Below are 17,908 nucleotides of genomic sequence, written 5' to 3' on the forward strand. Positions count from 1 at the left end.
GATGCCGGGGGCACCGGCATCCACTCACCCGACGGCCGCCGGCGCGGCCTGCGCCATGAATGCCGTGAGCGACTCCGGCGACAGGGCGTGCTCGATGGCCAGCATGCTCGCCCCGCGCACGCCGGCGTGCTGTGCGGCCGCGGACGGCACGATGGCCAGATGCTCGGTGGCGAGGGGGATGGAGCGGGTGTACACGACCTCCCGCACCCCGGCGATGAGATGCTCGCCGACACGCGCCATCGATCCGCCGATGGTGATCACGGACGGGTTCACAAGGCTGACGCACGTCGTCAGCACCTCGCCGATGTCGCGTCCGGCCTGGCGCACGGCCTGGATCGCATCGATGTTCCCGCGCTTGACGAGGTCGACGACGTCGTCGCCGGTCTCGGCAGCCACTCCCTGCGCCCGCAGGTCCCGGGCGATCGCAGGTCCGGAGGCGAGCGCCTCGAGACACCCCTTATTGCCGCAGTGGCAGGGCACCCCCGCGCCGCGGGCTACCTGCACGTGCCCGATGTCGCCCGCGATGCCCTGTGCTCCGCGCTGCAGCGCACCGCCGGAGATGAGACCGGCGCCGATGCCCGTGGCGACCTTCACGAACATGAGGTGCTCCACGCCCGGGTAGGCCGTGGCGCGCTCGCCGAGCGCCATGATGTTCACATCGTTGTCGACCAGCACCGGCACGTCGAGGTGCTGCTGCACCCAGCCCGGCACGTCGAAGCGATCCCAGCCCGGCATGATCGGGGGGTTGACCGGCTGGCCGGTCGAATGCTCGACCGGCCCGGGCACGCCCATGCCGATCGCCGCGACGTCGCCGGTGGGGCGACCGAGGTCGGCCAGCAGCTGGACGGCGTTGTCGACCACCCAGGTGAGCACCGGTTCAGGACCGAGGCCCACGTCGAGCGGTTCGAGGTGCTCGGCCATGACGTTCCCGGCCAGATCGGCGACGGCGAGGGTCGCATGCGAGGCGCCGATGTCGGCGGCCAGAACCAGGCGCGCCTGCGGGTTGAGCGCGAACTGCGAGGGCGGCCGGCCACCGGTCGAGACCGATTCGGCGACGGGGATCACCAGACCCATCCGCAGCAGTTCGTCGACGCGGATCGCGATCGTCGAGCGGGCCAGCCCGGTCGCCTTCGCCAGCTGCGCCCGTGTGCGGGGGGCGCCGTCGCGCATCAGCTGGAACAGCTGGCTGACGCCCGAGGCGGCGGGGGCCGGGTCAACGCTCATACTTGCCACATTTCACTCTAACGACGGCGGTTCGCGACCCGAAGTCCGGCGACTTCTGCCGGAGCCGGCCGCCGATCTCCGTCGCGGCGGCGGAAGATCCCGCCACCGCGACGACAGGGTGCCTACGATGAACGGCCGACGGGCTTCGCGAAGCGCTGCTGCAGCAGAACGGCGACGACGATGATGACGCCCTTGGCGACGGCCTGCACCGACGAGGTGAGGTTGTTCTGCACGAAGACGTTCGTGAGAACGGCGAAGATCAGCACGCCGAACACGGTTCCGGTGATGGTGCCGCGTCCGCCGACCAGCAGCGTGCCTCCGACGACGACCGCGGCGATGGCGTCGAGTTCGTAGAGCAGGCCGTGGGTGGAGGTCCCCGCCGTGGTGCGTCCGAGGATCATCACGGCGGCGATGCCGGCGCTCAGGCCGGCGAGGGCGTAGAGCCACATCGTGTGGCGTCGCACGTCGATTCCCGCGAGGCGGGCCGCCTCGCGGTTTCCGCCGATCGCGACCGTGCGGCGACCGAACGTGGTGCGGTTGAGCAGCACCCAGCCGGCGACCGCGACGAGCACGAAGATCCAGATCAGGATGTCCACCCCGAGGATGTCCTCGTTGAGCGCGTTGATGAACCCGCGGTCGCCGACGATCAGCGTGCGGCGCTCGGCGAGGATCTCGGCGAGGCCTCGCGCGGCGACGAGCATGGCGAGGGTGGCCATGAAGGCCACCACATTGCCGTACGCGATCACGATGCCGTTGATGAGGCCGGCGGCCAGGCCCACACCAAGGGCCATGAGGATCATGAACACCCAGTGGGTGTCGTCGACGAGGTCCTGCACGGCCGCCAGCGTCGCGGCCACCGAGGCGAGCCCCATGACCGAACCGACGGACAGGTCGATGCCTCCGGCGATGATGACCAGCGTCATGCCGATCGCGATCACCCCGACGATCGAGGCCTGGCGGAGGATCGTCAGCGCGTTGCTGAGGTTCGCGAAGTCGGCGCCGGCCGTCACCGTGCCGACGACGATGAGGAGCAGGAGGGCCACGACCAGGCCGAGGTTGCGCCCGACGGAGCCGGACAGGAGATTCTGGATGCCGGAAGAGGCGCGTCCGCCGCCAGACGGCGGAGTCGCATCGGCGGGCGGAGAGGCGACGGCGCCTCCGGAGGTGGTCTGCTCGCTCACGCGGCGGTTCCTTTCATGACGAGGTCGAGCACGCCGTGCTCGTCGATCTGCGAAGCGGGGAGGGATTGGAGCACGCGTCCGTCCGAGACGACGAGCACGGTGTCGGCGAGACCGAGGACTTCCTCGATCTCGCTGGAGACGATGACGATGGCATTGCCCGCGGCCGACAGCCGCCGGATGAGCGCGTAGATCTCCGCGCGCGCCCCCACGTCGACGCCGCGCGTGGGCTCGTCGAGCAGCAGCACGCGGGTGCCGTGCACGAGCCACCGCGCAAGCAGGATCTTCTGCTGGTTGCCGCCGGAGAGCGTCGCGGCGGGGCGGTCGGGATCGGCCGGGCGCAGTTCGAGCGCCTCGATCTGCTCGCGGGCGACAGCGCGCTCGGCGCGTTCGTCGAGGAAGCCGGCTTTGGCGAAGCGCCCCATCGACGACAGGGTGACGTTCATGAAGATCGGCTGCTGGAGCACGAGGCCCTGGCTCTTGCGCTCTTCGGGGGAGAGGCCGATGCCGGCGGCGACGGCGGCGGTGACGGAGCCGCGACGCAGGCGGGAGCCGCTCACCCGCACCTCTCCGGCCGTGCGGCGCCGCGCGCCGTAGATCGTCTCGAGGATCTCCGAGCGGCCCGAGCCGACCAGGCCCGCGAGTCCGACGATCTCGCCGGCCCGCACGCGGAAGGACACGTCCTCGAACAGGCCCGTCGCGCCGAGCCCGTCGACCTCGAGCACCACCGGGGCATCGTCGGCGACCGGCACCGCGGGCGGGAACACGTTCTCGACGTTGCGGCCGGTCATCAGGGTGATGAGCTCATGCGTCGGGGTGTCGGCCACAGCCAGTCCGCTGGCCATCGACCGCCCGTCCTTGAGGACGGTGATGCGGTCGCCGATCTGGCGGATCTCCTCGAGGCGGTGGGTGATGTACACGACGGCGATGCCGGTCGCTGTCAGCTCGCGGACGACGTGGAAGAGGTTCTTCACCTCCTCGGTGTCGAGCACCGCGCTCGGCTCGTCCATGATGATCAGCTTGATGTCGTGGGAGAGCGCGCGGGCCATGCTCACGATCTGCTTGTTCGCCGCGCTGAGCTCGCCGACCTCCATGTGCGGGGAGAGCCCCGGGTGACCGAGGCGGCGGAGGAGCTCGCGGGTCTGCTTGGCGGCCTCGGACCGCCGCGTGAAGCCGCCGCGCGCGACCTCGTGTCCGAGGAAGATGTTCTCGGCGATGGTCAGGCCGTCGACGACGTCGAGCTCCTGGTACATGGTGGCGATGCCGAGGGCGAGCGCCGCCTGCGGATCGGGGATCGTGACGTTCTCGCCGAGCCAGATGATCTCACCGCCGTCGGGGCGGTGCACCCCCGCGAGGGTCTTGATGAGCGTGGACTTGCCGGCGCCGTTCTGGCCCAGCACGCAGTGCACCTCGCCCGGGGTCACCTCGAGGTCGACGCCGCGCAGCGCCTGCACACCGGCGAACGACTTCGTCACGTTGCGGACGGCGAGTAATGCCGACGGATGGTCATCTTTGATCACCCGCCGCACAATACACAGGTTTCGGGTGCTTGCCGAGGGGGTGCGCGAGGTCGATGCGCGATCGTTGCGCGTGACGGTCATCGTGATTTCCGCGCGATCTCGGGCGGAAAATCACGAACGGGACACTTTTGGCAGGACGTGAGCAAAAGCTGACACAAGCGAGCATGCTTCTGCTAGCTTGTCCCCCGTCAGCGCGGACGCCTCGAGTGCGATGAGCCGAGCGATGCCCCGCTGTCCCTGCTGCATCACATTCAAGGAGGAAGAAATGCGCTCACACCTGAACGCACGCACCCGGCTGGTGCTCACCGGCACGGCGATGGTCGCGGCGATCGGACTGCTCGCGGGCTGCACCGGCTCGGGCGAAGAGGAGTCGGTCGTCGACCAGGGAACGACCACCGAGGAGAACGCCGAGTCGGGCGACACCGTCGTCATCGGCTTCTCCGGGCCCGCGGCCGACCACGGCTGGCTTGGCGCCATCAACTCGGGGGCGCAGGCCGCTGCCGACAGCTTCGATGACGTCGACCTGCAGGTGGCCGAAGGCACCAACGACGCCAACACGCAGATCGCCGCCGTCGAGACGTTCGTGAACCAGGGCGTCGATGCGATCGTGCTGCTGCCCACCGACGGCGCCGCGCTCACCGAGGCGGCCATCGCCGCCATGGAAGCAGGCATCCCCGTCATCAACGTCGACCGTGAGTTCTCGAGCCCGTTCGCGGCGCGCGCCACGATCCTCGGCGACAACTACGGCATGGGCGTGTCGGCGGGCACCTACATCTGCGAGCAGCTCGGCGACAACCCCGACGCGGTCGTGGCCGAGATCGCCGGCATCGACTCGCTGCCGCTCACCCAGGACCGCTCCCGCGGATTCGCCGACGCGCTCGGCGACTGCGGACTGGAGGTCTCGGCGCGCGTGGCTGCGGACTTCACCGTCGCGGGCGGCGAGGCGGCGGCCTCGCAGCTGCTGGCCGCCAACCCGCAGATCGACGCGCTGTGGAACCATGACGACGACCAGGGCGTCGGTGTGCTGGCGGCGATCGAGTCGGCCGGCCGGGACGAGTTCTTCATGATGGGCGGCGCGGGGTCGCGCAACGCCATGGAGCTCATCCAGGAGGACAGCTCGGTGCTGAAGGCCACCGTCATCTACCCGTCGACCCAGGCGGCCGACGGCATCGCGCTGGCGCGACTGATCGCGCAGGCCAAGACGATGGGCGACCTCATCACGCCGTCGGTCCCGAACCGGATCGTGCTCGACGCGCCGGTGGTCACCAAGGACAACGTCGACGAGTTCATCGACCTCTCCTTCGAATCCTGAGACCCGGGGCGCCCGTGTGGACGCGGGCGCCCCGAACCGACCTCCCGCGAGAGAGAGGACACCGCGTTGACCACACAGACGCTTCGCGTCGCCATGATCGGCCACGGCTTCATGGGCGCCGCGCACTCGCAGGGCTGGCGCGTCGCGCCGCGCTTCTTCGACCTGCCGCTGCAGCCGGAGATGGCGGTGCTCGTCGGGCGCACGGGCGCCGACGCCTCGGCGCGCAAGTGGGGCTGGGCCGAATCCGCCACCGACTGGCGGGCCGTGATCGACCGCGACGACATCGACGTGGTCGACATCGTCACCCCGGGAGACACCCACCGCGAGATCGCGATCGCCGCGCTCGCCGCCGGCAAGCACGTGCTCTGCGAGAAGCCCCTCGCGAACACCGTCGCCGAGGCGGAGGAGATGGATGCCGCGGCCACCGCCGCGGCCGAGCGCGGCATCCGCTCCATGGTCGGGTTCACATACCGGCGCGTGCCGGCGACGACCTTCGCTCGCGATCTCGTCGCCTCGGGGCGGCTCGGGCAGGTGCGCCAGGTGCGGGCGGAGTACCTCCAGGACTGGCTGATCGATCCGGAGGCGCCGCTGACATGGCGGCTGAAGAAGGACCTCGCGGGCTCGGGCGCGCTGGGCGACATCGGCGCCCATGCGATCGATCTCACCGAGTACATCACCGGTCAGCAGGTCACCTCGGTGTCCGGCATCATCGAGACCCTCGTCGCGGAGCGTCCGCTGCTGGGCGAAGGAGTGGGGTTGTCGGGCACGGCGTCGAGCGAACGCGGCGCCGTCACCGTCGACGACGTCGCCCTGTTCACCGGACGCCTGTCGGGCGGGGCCCTCGCCTCGTTCGAGGCGAGCCGGTTCCGCACCGGCCGCAAGAACGCGCTGCGCATCGAGATCTCGGGATCGAAGGGCGCTCTCGCCTTCGACCTCGAGCGTTTGAACGAGCTGGAGTTCTACGACGCGACGCTGCCCGAGACCCAGCTGGGCTTCCAGCGGATCCTCGTCACCGAGCACGACCACCCCTACCTCGCACCGTGGTGGCCGACCGGCCACATGCTCGGCTACGAGCACGGCTTCTCGCACCAGGTCGGCGACTTCGTCACCGCGATCCACGCCGGCGCGCAGCCTCGGCCCTCCTTCGCCGACGGCCTGCATGTGCAGCGCGTGCTGGATGCCGTGGAGCGCAGCTCCGCCGCGGGGAGCACCTGGATCGACACGAGCGCCTGAGGCGCAGCATCCCGATCATCGGAAAGGACCACGCAATGACGCGACCGATCACCCTGTTCACCGGCCAGTGGGCGGATCTGCCCTTCGAAGAGGTGGCGCGACTGGCCGCCGAGTGGGGCTACGACGGCCTCGAGATCGCCTGCTGGGGCGACCACCTCGACCCGTGGCGCTGGGACGAGCCCGGGTACGTCGACGGCAAGCTCGCCGTACTCGAGCGCTACGGCCTGAAGGTGTGGGCGATCTCCAACCACCTCAAGGGGCAGGCGGTCTGCGACGATCCCATCGACCAGCGCCACCGCGACATCGTCTCCGATCGCGTGTGGGGAGACGGCGACCCCGAAGGCGTGCGTCAGCGCGCCGCCGAAGAGATGAAGCACACCGCGCGCCTGGCGGCCAAGCTCGGCGTGAAGACCGTCATCGGCTTCACCGGGTCGTCGATCTGGAAGTACGTCGCGATGTTCCCGCCGGTGTCGCAGGAGGCTGTCGACGCCGGGTACCAGGACTTCGCCGACCGGTGGAACCCGATCCTCGACGTGTTCGACGAGGTGGGCGTGCGCTTCGCGCACGAGGTGCACCCGTCGGAGATCGCCTACGACTACTGGACGACGGTGCGCACCCTCGAGGCGATCGGCCACCGGGAGGCGTTCGGGCTCAACTGGGACCCCTCGCACTTCATCTGGCAGCAGCTCGATCCCGTCGACTTCATCCTGGAGTTCCGCGACCGGATCTACCACGTCGACTGCAAGGACGTGAAGCTCAATGTCGGCAACGGCCGCAACGGCCGGCTCGGCTCGCACCTGGCGTGGGCGGATCTGCGGCGCGGGTGGGACTTCGTCTCGACCGGGCGCGGCGACGTGCCCTGGGAGGCCTCGTTCCGCGCGCTCAACGCGATCGGGTACGACGGGCCGATCTCGGTCGAGTGGGAGGACGCGGGGATGGACCGGCTGCTCGGCGCACCCGAAGCACTCGAGTTCGTCAGGCGGAACGCCTTCGCCGCGCCGACGGCCGCGTTCGACGCGGCGTTCAGCAGCCGCTGAGCCCCACCCGGCGACAGCCGAGGGAGAGTGGATGCCGCGGGCGCGGCATCCACTCTGCGCCGCCGCCCTCCGCGGAGCCGGTCGGTAGGATGGCACGGTGCCAGTGAACCCCGAGCTCCTCGGCCGCGAGTTCCCCCCGACCGCGCCGTACCTGGTCGGCCGCGAGAAGGTGCGCGAGTTCGCGCGCGCCGTCTTCGCCGACGACCCTCAGCACCACGACCCCGCTGCCGCGCAGGCACTCGGCTACGCCGATGTCGTCGCGCCGCCGACGTTCGCGATGGTGGTGCAGGACCTCACGCTGCAGCAGCTGCTGGCCGAGCCCGACTCGGGCATCGTGCTCTCGCGCGTGCTGCACGGCGAGCAGCGCTTCCGTTACACGCGGCCGATCGTGGCCGGAGACGAACTCACCGCGCGACTGACGGTGAGCGGACTGCGCGCGATGGGCGGCGGCACGATGGTCACCAGCGACGCCGAGATCGTGGATCAGACGGGCGCCCACGTGGTCACCGCGACCTCGGTGCTGGTCGTGGGGGAGGGTGAGGCATGAGCGAGCTGACCGTCGGCGACGTCGTCGCCGAGCGCACCGTGCACCTGACCCGCGAGTCGCTGGTGCGCTACGCCGGCGCGTCGGGCGACTTCAACCCCATCCACTACCGCGACGACGTCGCCGCCGAGGTAGGGCTCCCGGGCGTGCTCGCGCACGGGATGCTCACGATGGGCCTCGCGGTCGAGACGATCGTGCCGTGGCTGGGCGATGCCGGACGCATCCTCGAGTACGGCACGCGCTTCACCAAGCCGGTCATCGTCGATCCGGTCGACGGCGCCGATGTCACCATCGTCGCCAAGGTGGGGGCGATCGAGGAGGATGCGCTCCGCATCGACCTCACGGTGACCTTCGACGAGAAGACCGTGCTCGTCAAAGCGCAGGTGCGCGTACGGGCGGCGTGATGCCCGAGATCGAGCCGATCGCACTCTCCGCGCTCACCACGCTTCGGGTGGGTGCGGCGCCGCTGCGCATGTTCGACGCGGGGACCCGCGATGAACTGGTCGACACCCTGCGCACCCTGTGGGCGGAGCACGAGCCGGTTCTCGTGCTCGGCGGCGGCTCGAACCTGTTCGTCGGCGACGAGCCCTTCGACGGGTCGGTCGTGCGCGTGCGCACGCAGGGGATCGAACGTCTGCCGTCCCCGCGCGAGGGTTTCGTGCGGCTGCGCGTCGAAGCCGGCCACGACTGGGACGCACTGGTGGCGTACGCGGTGGATGCCGGGCTCGCCGGCATCGAGGCCATGTCGGGGATCCCCGGCACCGTGGGCGCGGCGCCGGTGCAGAACATCGGCGCGTACGGCCAGGAGATCGTGCAGACCATCGTCGAGGTCGACCTGATCGACGAGTCCACCGGCGAGGTGTCGACCGTGCCGGCGGCGGAGCTCGGCCTGGGATTTCGCACATCCGTGCTCAAGCACCATTACGGCTCCGCGCCCGAACGTCGCGCCGTCATCCTGTCGGTTTCGCTCGAGCTCGCCGAGATCGGACCCGGCGAGCGCCCGATCCACGGCGCCCAGCTGCGCACCGCACTCGGGCTCGACCCCGAACAGGCCGTCACCCTCGCGTGGATCCGCGAGCACGTGCTCGCCACCCGTGCCTCCAAGGGAATGGTCCTCGACCCGACCGACCCCGACACCGCGAGTGCCGGCTCGTTCTTCCAGAACGCGATCGTCTCGGCATCCTTCGCCCGCACGCTCCCTGCCGCGTGCCCGCGCTGGCCGGTCGCTCCCGATGTGGATCCGGTGCTGGTCATCCCGCTCGCATCGTGGGACGGACAGGTGCCGCCGCCGCCGTCGGGCGAACCCGACGTCAAGGTGAGCGCCGCCTGGCTCATCGAGCAGTCGGGGGTGCGCAAGGGCTTCAAGATCCCGCGCTCCCGCGCCGGCGTCTCGACCAAGCACGCCCTCGCACTCACGAACCGCGGCAACGCGTCTGCCGCTGAGCTCGCCGAGCTCGCCCGGTACATCCAGGGCCGCGTGCAGTCGGAGTTCGGCCTCATCCTCCAGCCCGAGCCCGTGCTCATCGGCGTCGAGCTCTAGAGGGGCGGCAGGGGCGGCCGGGGCGGACGGGGCGGGCATCCACTCGTCTGGCTGGTCCCACGACCGCGACAGAACGCGGCATCCGCTGCATCGATCGGTGGCGCGGATGCCGCAAGCTGGCGCGGTCATGGGATTGGCGGTGCCGCAACGTGGCGCGGATGCCGGAAGGTGGCGCGGTCGTGGGGTCGGCGGTGCCGCAAGCTGGCGCGGATGCCGGAAGGTGGCGCGGTCGTGGGGTCGGCGGTGCCGCAAGCTGGCGCGGATGCCGGAAGTGGCGCGGTCGTGGGGTCGGCGGTGCCGCAACATGGCGCGGATGCCGCAAGCTCGCGCGGATGCCGCAACGTGGCGCGGTCGCGGCCCAGGCGCTCGGCCTCGGCGTGATCGGTCCCTGAGCGAGGAGCGCAGCGACGCGACGAAGGGCGGCCGTGTCCGGCCGCGCTTCAGCCCCGGTTCAGCGAACGTCGGCCACGATGGGCTCATGCGGGTGCTGGTGGTCGATGACGAGGTGCGCCTGGCCGAGGGGCTGCGTCTCGGGCTCGAGGCCGAGGGCTTCGCCGTGGATGTCGCGCACACCGGCACCGACGGGCTCTGGTTCGCGCGGGAGAACGCCTACGACGCGATCCTGCTCGACATCATGCTCCCCGGCATGAACGGATACCTCGTGTGCCGCGCGCTGCGCGAGGAGGAGAATTGGACGCCGGTGCTCATGCTCACCGCCAAGGACGGCGAGTGGGACCAGGTCGAAGGGCTCGACACGGGGGCCGACGACTATCTCACCAAGCCGTTCTCGTTCGCCGTGCTGCTCGCGCGTCTGCGCGCCCTCACCCGTCGCGGCGCCGCCCCGCGGCCGGTCGCCGTGACGGTCGGCGATCTCGTGCTCGACCCCGCCTCGCGCACGGTGGCGCGCGGCGGCGCGCCCATCGATCTGACCAGTCGCGAATTCGCCGTGCTCGAGTTCCTCATGCGGCGCGCGGGCGAGGTGGTCTCCAAGGCGCAGATCCTCGGCGGCGTGTGGGACTTCTCGTTCGACGGCGACCCCAACATCGTCGAGGTCTACATCGGCCACCTGCGCGCGAAGGTGGACCGCCCCTTCGGCCGCGCCTCGATCACGACCGTGCGCGGAGCCGGGTACCGCCTCGATGCGGACGGCGATGGCTGAGCCGGCCCGCCGTCGCACCGGCATCCGCCTGCGCATCACCGCGGTCGCGGGCCTCGCGGTCGCGCTCGCCCTGGTGGTCGGGGCGGTGCTGTTCTGGCTCATCCTGCGGGAGTCGCTGCTCGACCAGATGACCTCGGCGACCCGTCAGGATGCGGCAGCCTTCGCCGAGCAGGTGGATGAGACGGGCATCGAGTCGCTCCCGGATCTCGACGACGACCGGCTCTGGCAGGTGATCGACCGCGACCGCGGCACGGTGATCGACGCGAGCGACGTCGCCGAGGACCTTCCGGCGCTCGCCGATCGCGACGCGGGCGTTGCGGGCCTCGTGGACATCGCGGGGGAGGGTGTCTACGTGCTCGCCGCCGACCGCGACGGCGATGCGGTCGTGGTCGCGGGCCGCGCGACGGCGGAGGTGGATGCCACGCTCGCGGCGGTCGCGGCGCTCCTGGCGGTCGCGGTGCCGGTCGTGGTGATGATCGTGGGTGTCACGGTCTGGCTCGTGGTCGGACGCTCGCTGGCCCCCGTGGAGCGCCTGCGTCGCGAGGTGGACGCCGTCGGCGACGGCGACCTCAGCAGGCGCGTGCACGACCCCGGCACGCGGGACGAGATCGGTCGCCTCGCGCACACGATGAACGACATGCTCGCCCGGCTCGAGATCGCGCAGCAGACCCAGCGCCGATTCATCTCGGATGCCTCGCACGAGCTGAAATCGCCGCTGGCGGTGCTGCGCCAGTACGCGGAGGTCGCGCGCGATCATCCCGCGAAGGTGAGCCCGGGTCTGCTCACCGAGACGGTGCTGAGCGAGGGGGAGAGGCTGGAGCGGCTCGTGCAGGGCATGCTCGTGCTCGCCCGGGCCGACGAACGGGCTCTCGTGCTCACGCCCGCCGACGTCGACCTCGACGATGTGCTGCTCGCTGAGGCCCAGCGGCTGCGGGCCCATCCCGCGCTCGCGGTGGACACGTCGGGCATCGCGCCGGTGCGGGTCCGCGCCGACGCGGGCCTTCTCGGCCAGGCCGTGCGCAACCTCGTGGACAACGCCGCCCGGCACGCGCGGCGTCGCATCGCGCTCGCCGTCACGGCCGTCGACGGCACCGCGCTCCTCACGGTCGACGACGACGGCCCTGGGGTGCCTCCGGGTGATCGCGAGCGCGTCTTCGAGCGGTTCGTGCGCCTCGACGAGGCGCGGTCGAGGGATGCCGGCGGCAGCGGCCTGGGATTGTCGATCGTCCGCGAGATCGCGGTGCGGCACGGCGGCTCCGTGCGCATCGCCGAGGCGCCCGGTGGCGGCGCACGGGCGGAGCTGAGGGTGCCGCTCGCCGGCTGACCGCGCTCGCGCGAACGAATTCCGGTCGCTTCAGGTCTGCTTCAGCATCCGCGCGGCACGGTGGTGTCGTACCTGAGGAGGACACCATGAGAAAGCGCACCATCGGCTTCATCGCCGCCGCGGCGGCAGGGGCGATCGCACTGGCAGGCGGGGCCGCGGTCGCGGCATCCACCGTTTCGAATCCGACTGCGGCGACCCTCGTCTCCGCCGACGCCACCGGGAGCGGCGACGACACGACGCCCACCCCGTCGCCCGGAGGCGGGCCGAACGACGGCTTCTCGCCGACGGAGAACATGATCGACCGGGCGATCGCCGGCGCGCTGGAGGAGACCGGACCTGGCACCGTGCGCGAGGTGGAGATCGACGACAACGACGCGTACGCCTACGAGATCACGATCGCGCTCGAGGCGGGCGGGTTCGCCGAGGTCAAGCTCGACCGCGACTACGCGATCGTGTCGGTCGACCTCGACGACAGCGCCGACGACAGCGCCGACGACAGCGCCGACGGGAGCGCCGACGACTCCGGTCGTGACGACTCCGGCCGCGACGACGACGCGGTCGTCGACCCGGCCGAGCTCGAGGCGGCGAAGGACGCGGCCCTGCTGCACGTGGGCGGCGGCACCGTCACCGAGGTGGAGTACAGCGACGACGCCGACCACCGCTACGAGGTCGAGATCGACCTCGGAAACGGCGAGGACATCGACGTCGAACTCGACGCGGACTTCTTCGTCGTCAAGGCCGGCTGACCCCGCAGACGGCCGGAGCCGCCCGGTGCCCCCAGAGCACCGGGCGGCTCCGTCGTGTGCGGGCCGCCGGGGCGGGTCAGGCGAAGAGCTCCTGCAGTCGGCGCACGCCCTCCAGGAGCGCGTCGTCGCCGAGCGCGTAGGAGAGGCGCAGGTAGCCCGAGGGGCCGAACGCCTCGCCGGGCACCACCGCGACCTCGGCCTTCTCCAGGATGAGATCGGCGAGCTCGAGGGTGGTGGTCGGGGTGACGCCGTGCCACTCGCGGCCGAGCAGGCCCCGCACATCGGGGTAGACGTAGAAGGCGCCGAGCGGGTTGGGCACCGTCACGCCGTCGATCTTCGACAGCTCCGCCACGATGAGCTTGCGGCGGCGGTCGAAGGCGACCCGCATCTGCTCGGCCTCGGTCTGCGGTCCCGTCAGGGCGGCGAGGGCCGCGCGCTGCGCGACGTTGTTCACGTTCGAGCTCAGGTGCGACTGCAGGTTCGCGGCGACCTTGATGGCGTCGGCGGGCCCCACCATCCAGCCCACGCGCCAGCCGGTCATGGCGTACGTCTTGGCGACGCCGTTGACGAGGATGGTCTGGGCGGCGGCCTCGGGCACCGCCTCGACGATCGACACCGCGCGGATGCCCTCGTACACGAGGTTCTGGTAGATCTCGTCGGAGATGATCCAGATGCCGTGCTCGACGGCCCACTCGCCGATCGCCTTGGTCTCGTCGGCGGTGTACACCGAGCCGGTCGGGTTCGAGGGCGACACGAACACGAGCGCGGTGGTCTTCTCGGTGCGGGCGGCCTCGAGCTGCTCGACCGTGACCTTGTAGTCCTGGTCGGCGCCGGCGAAGACCTCGACCGGGATGCCGTCGGCCAGCGCGATCGCCTCGGGATAGGTCGTCCAGTACGGCGCGGGCAGCAGCACCTCGTCGCCGGGGTTCACGACGGCCTGGAAGGCCTGGTAGACCGCCTGCTTGCCGCCGTTGGTGACGATGACCTGCGACGGGGCGACCTCCAGCCCGGAGTCGCGCAGCGTCTTGGCGGCGATCGCCTCGCGCAGCACGGGGAGCCCGACGGCGGGGGTGTAGCGGTAGTTCGCGGGATTCGCGAGCGCCTCGGCCGCGGCATCCACGATGAACCGCGGTGTCGCGAAGTCCGGCTCGCCCGCCGCATACGAGATGACGGGGCGGCCGGCGGCCTGGAGCGCCTTCGCCTTCGCGTCGACCTTGAGGGTCGCCGACTCGGCGATCGCGGAGAGCTTGCGAGACAGGGGAGCACGTTCGGTCACGCCTTCGAGCGTAGTCGCCGATGCCGCCCGCGACCTTCCGGATTCCGCCCTGTGACCGGACGATCCGCACGATCCGGCTGATCCGGGCATCCACCGAATGGAGGACCCCGGACCGGACGAACGGGCGCTGCCGCAGGCACCCGCCGCGCGGGACCGTGGAGTCATGAACGAGAACGTGGTGCGGGTGCGGAACCTGCGCAAAGAGTATTCAGGCCGCATGGTCGTCGACGACGTGTCGTTCGACATCGCCCGCGGCGAGACCTTCGCCCTGCTCGGGCCCAACGGCGCCGGCAAGTCGACGACCGTGGAGATCCTGGAGGGCTTCCGGCGCCGCACGGGCGGCGAGGTCGCGGTGCTGGGCGAGGACCCGGCGCGCGGGGCCCTCGAATGGAAGGCGCGTCTGGGCGTGGTGCTGCAGAGCGCCGGAAGCCTCGGGGCGCTGACCGTGCGGGAGTACGTGCGCCAGTTCGCGGGCTTCTTCCCGCGGCCGCGCGACGTCGACGAGGTGATCGCCGCGGTGGGCCTCGAGCCGCAGGCCGACGCGCGGGTGGCCAAGCTCTCCGGCGGCCAGCAGCGACGGGTCGATGTCGCTCTCGGGATCGTCGGCGATCCCGAGCTGCTCTTCCTCGATGAGCCGACGACCGGGTTCGACCCGCAGGCGCGGCGCGACTTCTGGGCGATGATCCGGGGACTGTCGGGCCAGGGCACGACGATCCTGCTCACGACCCACTATCTCGAAGAGGCCGAGCACCTGGCCGACCGCGTCGGGATCCTCGTCGGAGGGCGGCTGGAGGCCATCGGTCCGGTCGCCGAGATCGGCGGGACCGATGCTCGCACCCCGCTCGTGCGGTGGCGGGATGCCGCCGGCGCACACGAGCACCGCACGGCCGAGCCGGGACGCTTCGTCGCGGACCTCGTCGCGCGCACCGCAGCCGAGCCCGCCGACGTGCAGATCGTGCGTCCCTCGCTCGAAGACATCTACCTCGGCCTCGTGGCCGAGCAGCCCGAAATGGAGGCAGTGCGATGAGCACCATCGCCCGTACGACCGATGCCCACGGCATCCACACCCGCGGCCGCCGAGCCGGGCGCGGCATCATCGGAGCAGGGCTGTGGCGCACCCGCTTCGAGCTCCTGCAGTACTTCCGCTCGCTCGACACCCTGGTGTTCACGTTCCTCTTCCCGATCGTGATGCTCGGCCTGTTCAGCGTCGCGTTCGGCGGTGAGGGCGACATGCAGCCCGCCCCGGGGCTTCCGGCCGTGCCGGTGGGGCAGATGTACCTGCCCGGCATGATCGCCGCGGGCCTCCTGCTGTCGGGCTTCCAGAACCTCGCGATCGACATCGCGATCGAGCGATCCGAGGGGGTTCTCAAGCGCCTCGGTTCGACGCCGCTGTCGCCGGTGAGCTACTTCTTCGGCAAGATCGGGCAGGTGGCGGCCACCGGCGTGCTGCAGGCCGTGCTCATCCTCGCCTTCGCGGGCCTGGTGCTGCGCGTGCCGCTGCCCACCGAGCCCGAGAAGTGGCTCGTGTTCGCCGGGGTGTTCCTGCTCGGCATCACCGGGTCGTCGCTGCTGGGCGTCGCGATCTCGGCCGTGCCCCGCACGGCGCGCAGCGCCACCGCGGTGGTCATCCCGATCGTGCTGGTGGTGCAGTTCCTGTCGGGCGTGTACCTCTTCTTCTACATGCTTCCCGGATGGCTGCAGACCGCCGCCGGCCTGCTGCCGGTTAAGTGGATGGCACAGGGCATGCGGTACGTCTTCCTCCCCGACTCCTATGCGGCGCTCGAGCAGGGCGGCGAGTGGAACCTCGCGGGCGTGGCGATCGCCCTGACGGTCTGGCTCGTGATCGGCCTGGTGCTGGCCCGGGTGACCTTCCGCTGGATCCGCCGGGACGCGTAGCCTGAGGCCGGGGACTCATGTTCAATCGACGATGGTGGGACGCGGCGGTGATCGCCGCGTCCCTCGCGATCGTGGTGGCCATGCTCGTCGGACTCGGCGGGCCGTCATCCGGTCGCACGGCGCCGGTGACCGCCGGCGCCCTCGTCCTGTTCGCGGGCGGGTACCTGCTCGTCGCGCGCCCGGGCCTCGGCGATCCGCGCCCGTGGCGGCTGCCGGCCTTCGCGGGGCTGGCCGCGGTCGCGCTCGCGGTCGGCTGCGCGACCCAGCCCTTCTTCGCGATCGCCCAGGCGATCGCGTATCCGCTCGTGTGGGTGCTCGCCGCCCGCCGACGCCCCGCCATCGCCGGCTCCGCGGCGGTCGCGGGCGGCGTGTTCGTCGGGTTCGCGCTGTTCGCCGGCATCCTCGACGGCGGCGACGCGGTCGGCCCGGCCCTCGCGACCGCCGCCGCGTCGGCCGCCTTCGGCTTCGCCTTCGCGATCGCCTTCGGCCTGTGGATCTCGAGCATCGTGGAGTACGGCGAGGAGCGCGCGCGTCTGCTGGCCGAACTCACCGCGGCGCAGGGCGAGGTGGAGACCCTGAGCCGCGAGCGCGGCGCGGCGGCCGAGCGCGAGCGACTGGCGCGCGACCTGCACGACACGCTCGCCCAGACGCTCGCGGGACTCGCGATCCTCGCCGAGCGCGCCGGTCGCCAGCTGGACGACGGTCGAGCGGATGCCGCGGCCGAGACGATCGCGACGGTCGAGCGGCTCTCGCGCGACGCGCTGGAGGAGGCGCGCGCGATCGTGTCGCGCACCGCGGCGGTGCCCTCCGACGCCGCCCTGGGCGATGCCGTGGATCGACTGGTCGACCGCTTCCGCGCGGAGGTCGGGCTCACGATCGACCTCGACGCGCAGCTGGACTCGGCGGGCGTGCTGGGGCGCGAGTCGCAGCTCGTGCTGCTGCGCTGCCTGCAGGAGGGGCTCGCCAACGTCCGCAAGCACGCGGGTGCGACGCAGGTGCGGGTGGCGGTGTCGGCGGCTGCCGACGGGGGAGCGCGGCTGGAGGTCGCTGATGACGGACACGGATTCGACACGGCGGCCCGGGGCCGCGGCTTCGGGCTGGAGGGCATGGAGGAGCGCGTGGGACTCGCGGGCGGGACGTTCGAAGTGACGTCGTCGCCGGGCGCGGGAACGACCCTCGTGGTGCGCCTGCCCGCCACGACCGCCGATGAGGCGGTGCCCCGATGATCCGGCTCGTCATCGTCGACGACCACCCCGTCGTGCGGGCGGGCCTGGTCGGCATGCTCTCCGATGAGCCCGGGTTCGAGGTCGTCGGAGAGGCCGCCGACGGCGAGCACGCCGTGCGCATCGCCGCTGCGACCACTCCCGACGTCGTGCTCATGGATCTGCGGATGCCCGGCGTCGACGGCGTCGAAGCCACAGCGCGCATTACGGCGGAGGGCTCGGCGAAGGTGCTGATCCTCACCACGTACGAGACCGACGATCAGATCCTCGCCGCGATCGAGGCCGGGGCGAGCGGCTACCTGCTGAAGGCGGCGCCGCAGGCCGAGATCGTCGCGGGAATCCGGTCGGTCGCCGCCGGACAGACCGCGCTCTCGCCCCAGGTCGCGGTGCGGCTCGTGGAGCGCATGCGGGCGCCGGCGACGACGGAGACGGTGCTCACCGCGCGCGAGACCGAGGTGCTGCAGCTGGTGGCGACCGGGCACAGCAACAAGCAGATCGCCGTGGCGCTGGGCATCGGCGAGTCGACGGTGAAGACGCACCTGCTGAAGACGTTCGACAAGCTCGGGGTCGCCGACCGCACGCGCGCGGTGACCCTCGCGATGGAACGGGGGCTGCTGCCGGCATCCTCCTGACATTCCCAGGTTCGGTGGAACTGAGTCTCGCGTATCATGGTTCGCAGTTTCACCAGACTTGGAG

General features: G+C 71.3%; 17 protein-coding genes. 13 read left to right on the forward strand and 4 right to left on the reverse strand.

Annotated features, from left to right (window positions below):
- Nucleotides 1-24 precede the first annotated feature (24 nt).
- The 3 genes from HQM25_RS03910 to HQM25_RS03920 form a co-directional block, all read right to left on the reverse strand.
- Entirely contained in the window at nt 25-1,224 is a 1,200-nt protein-coding gene (locus HQM25_RS03910; RefSeq protein ID WP_172989053.1) for an ROK family transcriptional regulator, read from the reverse strand.
- 122 nt (nt 1,225-1,346) lie between these two features.
- Complete coding sequence (locus HQM25_RS03915) at nt 1,347-2,405, reverse strand: ABC transporter permease (RefSeq protein WP_172989054.1); 1,059 nt, start codon at nt 2,403-2,405, stop codon at nt 1,347-1,349.
- The gene (locus HQM25_RS03920; protein ID WP_172989055.1) at nt 2,402-3,877 is read right to left on the reverse strand and encodes a sugar ABC transporter ATP-binding protein; all 1,476 of its coding nucleotides are present in this window, start codon (nt 3,875-3,877) and stop codon (nt 2,402-2,404) included. The genes HQM25_RS03915 and HQM25_RS03920 overlap by 4 nt, the downstream gene beginning before the upstream one ends.
- 310 nt (nt 3,878-4,187) lie before the next feature.
- On the opposite strand from HQM25_RS03920, the gene HQM25_RS03925 reads away from it, so the two are divergent.
- The 9 genes from HQM25_RS03925 to HQM25_RS03965 all read left to right on the forward strand — a co-directional run bounded on the left by HQM25_RS03925 (nt 4,188) and on the right by HQM25_RS03965 (nt 12,817).
- On the forward strand, nt 4,188-5,234 hold the full coding sequence (locus tag HQM25_RS03925; protein WP_172989056.1) for a substrate-binding domain-containing protein: 1,047 nt from the start codon (nt 4,188-4,190) through the stop codon (nt 5,232-5,234).
- 93 nt (nt 5,235-5,327) lie between these two features.
- A complete protein-coding gene (locus tag HQM25_RS03930; protein ID WP_172991499.1) occupies nt 5,328-6,467 on the forward strand; it encodes a Gfo/Idh/MocA family protein in 1,140 nt (379 codons plus the stop codon).
- A gap of 35 nt (nt 6,468-6,502) precedes the next feature.
- Entirely contained in the window at nt 6,503-7,504 is a 1,002-nt protein-coding gene (locus tag HQM25_RS03935; protein WP_172989057.1) for a sugar phosphate isomerase/epimerase family protein, read from the forward strand.
- 97 nt (nt 7,505-7,601) lie between these two features.
- Entirely contained in the window at nt 7,602-8,051 is a 450-nt protein-coding gene (locus tag HQM25_RS03940) for an FAS1-like dehydratase domain-containing protein (protein ID WP_172989058.1), read from the forward strand.
- Nucleotides 8,048-8,452: a MaoC/PaaZ C-terminal domain-containing protein gene (locus HQM25_RS03945; RefSeq protein WP_172989059.1), complete on the forward strand. Its 405-nt coding sequence runs from the start codon at nt 8,048-8,050 to the stop codon at nt 8,450-8,452. Before HQM25_RS03940 ends, HQM25_RS03945 begins: the two co-directional genes overlap by 4 nt.
- On the forward strand, nt 8,452-9,588 hold the full coding sequence (locus HQM25_RS03950) for a UDP-N-acetylmuramate dehydrogenase (protein WP_172989060.1): 1,137 nt from the start codon (nt 8,452-8,454) through the stop codon (nt 9,586-9,588). The genes HQM25_RS03945 and HQM25_RS03950 overlap by 1 nt, the downstream gene beginning before the upstream one ends.
- A 478-nt stretch (nt 9,589-10,066) precedes the next feature.
- Complete coding sequence (locus tag HQM25_RS03955) at nt 10,067-10,747, forward strand: response regulator transcription factor (RefSeq protein ID WP_172989061.1); 681 nt, start codon at nt 10,067-10,069, stop codon at nt 10,745-10,747.
- On the forward strand, nt 10,740-12,071 hold the full coding sequence (locus HQM25_RS03960) for a sensor histidine kinase (protein ID WP_172989062.1): 1,332 nt from the start codon (nt 10,740-10,742) through the stop codon (nt 12,069-12,071). The genes HQM25_RS03955 and HQM25_RS03960 overlap by 8 nt, the downstream gene beginning before the upstream one ends.
- A gap of 86 nt (nt 12,072-12,157) precedes the next feature.
- The gene (locus tag HQM25_RS03965; RefSeq protein WP_172989063.1) at nt 12,158-12,817 is read left to right on the forward strand and encodes a PepSY domain-containing protein; all 660 of its coding nucleotides are present in this window, start codon (nt 12,158-12,160) and stop codon (nt 12,815-12,817) included.
- Between the two features lie 76 nt (nt 12,818-12,893).
- On the opposite strand, the gene HQM25_RS03970 is transcribed toward HQM25_RS03965, so the two are convergent.
- Nucleotides 12,894-14,093, reverse strand: a complete 1,200-nt coding sequence (locus tag HQM25_RS03970; RefSeq protein ID WP_172989064.1) for a pyridoxal phosphate-dependent aminotransferase — start codon at nt 14,091-14,093, stop codon at nt 12,894-12,896.
- A gap of 163 nt (nt 14,094-14,256) precedes the next feature.
- Here HQM25_RS03970 and HQM25_RS03975 point away from each other — a divergent pair, with 163 nt between their 5' ends.
- Genes HQM25_RS03975 through HQM25_RS03990 form a run of 4 tightly spaced genes read left to right on the forward strand, consistent with a single transcriptional unit; the run spans nt 14,257 to nt 17,844 of the window.
- The gene (locus HQM25_RS03975; protein WP_172989065.1) at nt 14,257-15,120 is read left to right on the forward strand and encodes an ABC transporter ATP-binding protein; all 864 of its coding nucleotides are present in this window, start codon (nt 14,257-14,259) and stop codon (nt 15,118-15,120) included.
- A complete protein-coding gene (locus HQM25_RS03980) occupies nt 15,117-15,989 on the forward strand; it encodes an ABC transporter permease (protein ID WP_172989066.1) in 873 nt (290 codons plus the stop codon). Before HQM25_RS03975 ends, HQM25_RS03980 begins: the two co-directional genes overlap by 4 nt.
- A gap of 17 nt (nt 15,990-16,006) precedes the next feature.
- The gene (locus HQM25_RS03985; RefSeq protein ID WP_172989067.1) at nt 16,007-17,215 is read left to right on the forward strand and encodes a sensor histidine kinase; all 1,209 of its coding nucleotides are present in this window, start codon (nt 16,007-16,009) and stop codon (nt 17,213-17,215) included.
- On the forward strand, nt 17,212-17,844 hold the full coding sequence (locus HQM25_RS03990; protein ID WP_172989068.1) for a response regulator: 633 nt from the start codon (nt 17,212-17,214) through the stop codon (nt 17,842-17,844). The genes HQM25_RS03985 and HQM25_RS03990 overlap by 4 nt, the downstream gene beginning before the upstream one ends.
- Nucleotides 17,845-17,908: the final 64 nt, after the last annotated feature.

Origin of the sequence: Microbacterium hominis, from assembly GCF_013282805.1 — a bacterium.
GTDB classification, from domain to species: Bacteria; Actinomycetota; Actinomycetes; order Actinomycetales; family Microbacteriaceae; genus Microbacterium; species Microbacterium hominis_B.

What these genes read in the sequence shown, in the direction of transcription:
- HQM25_RS03910 (WP_172989053.1), bottom strand. Translation starts at nt 1,224, where the DNA reads ATGAGCGTTGACCCGGCCCCCGCCGCCTCGGGCGTCAGCCAGCTGTTC.
- HQM25_RS03925 (WP_172989056.1), top strand. Translation starts at nt 4,188, where the DNA reads ATGCGCTCACACCTGAACGCACGCACCCGGCTGGTGCTCACCGGCACG.
- HQM25_RS03930 (WP_172991499.1), top strand. Translation starts at nt 5,328, where the DNA reads ATGATCGGCCACGGCTTCATGGGCGCCGCGCACTCGCAGGGCTGGCGC.
- HQM25_RS03935 (WP_172989057.1), top strand. Translation starts at nt 6,503, where the DNA reads ATGACGCGACCGATCACCCTGTTCACCGGCCAGTGGGCGGATCTGCCC.
- HQM25_RS03945 (WP_172989059.1), top strand. Translation starts at nt 8,048, where the DNA reads ATGAGCGAGCTGACCGTCGGCGACGTCGTCGCCGAGCGCACCGTGCAC.
- HQM25_RS03950 (WP_172989060.1), top strand. Translation starts at nt 8,452, where the DNA reads ATGCCCGAGATCGAGCCGATCGCACTCTCCGCGCTCACCACGCTTCGG.
- HQM25_RS03955 (WP_172989061.1), top strand. Translation starts at nt 10,067, where the DNA reads ATGCGGGTGCTGGTGGTCGATGACGAGGTGCGCCTGGCCGAGGGGCTG.
- HQM25_RS03960 (WP_172989062.1), top strand. Translation starts at nt 10,740, where the DNA reads ATGGCTGAGCCGGCCCGCCGTCGCACCGGCATCCGCCTGCGCATCACC.
- HQM25_RS03965 (WP_172989063.1), top strand. Translation starts at nt 12,158, where the DNA reads ATGAGAAAGCGCACCATCGGCTTCATCGCCGCCGCGGCGGCAGGGGCG.
- HQM25_RS03975 (WP_172989065.1), top strand. Translation starts at nt 14,257, where the DNA reads ATGAACGAGAACGTGGTGCGGGTGCGGAACCTGCGCAAAGAGTATTCA.
- HQM25_RS03980 (WP_172989066.1), top strand. Translation starts at nt 15,117, where the DNA reads ATGAGCACCATCGCCCGTACGACCGATGCCCACGGCATCCACACCCGC.
- HQM25_RS03985 (WP_172989067.1), top strand. Translation starts at nt 16,007, where the DNA reads ATGTTCAATCGACGATGGTGGGACGCGGCGGTGATCGCCGCGTCCCTC.
- HQM25_RS03990 (WP_172989068.1), top strand. Translation starts at nt 17,212, where the DNA reads ATGATCCGGCTCGTCATCGTCGACGACCACCCCGTCGTGCGGGCGGGC.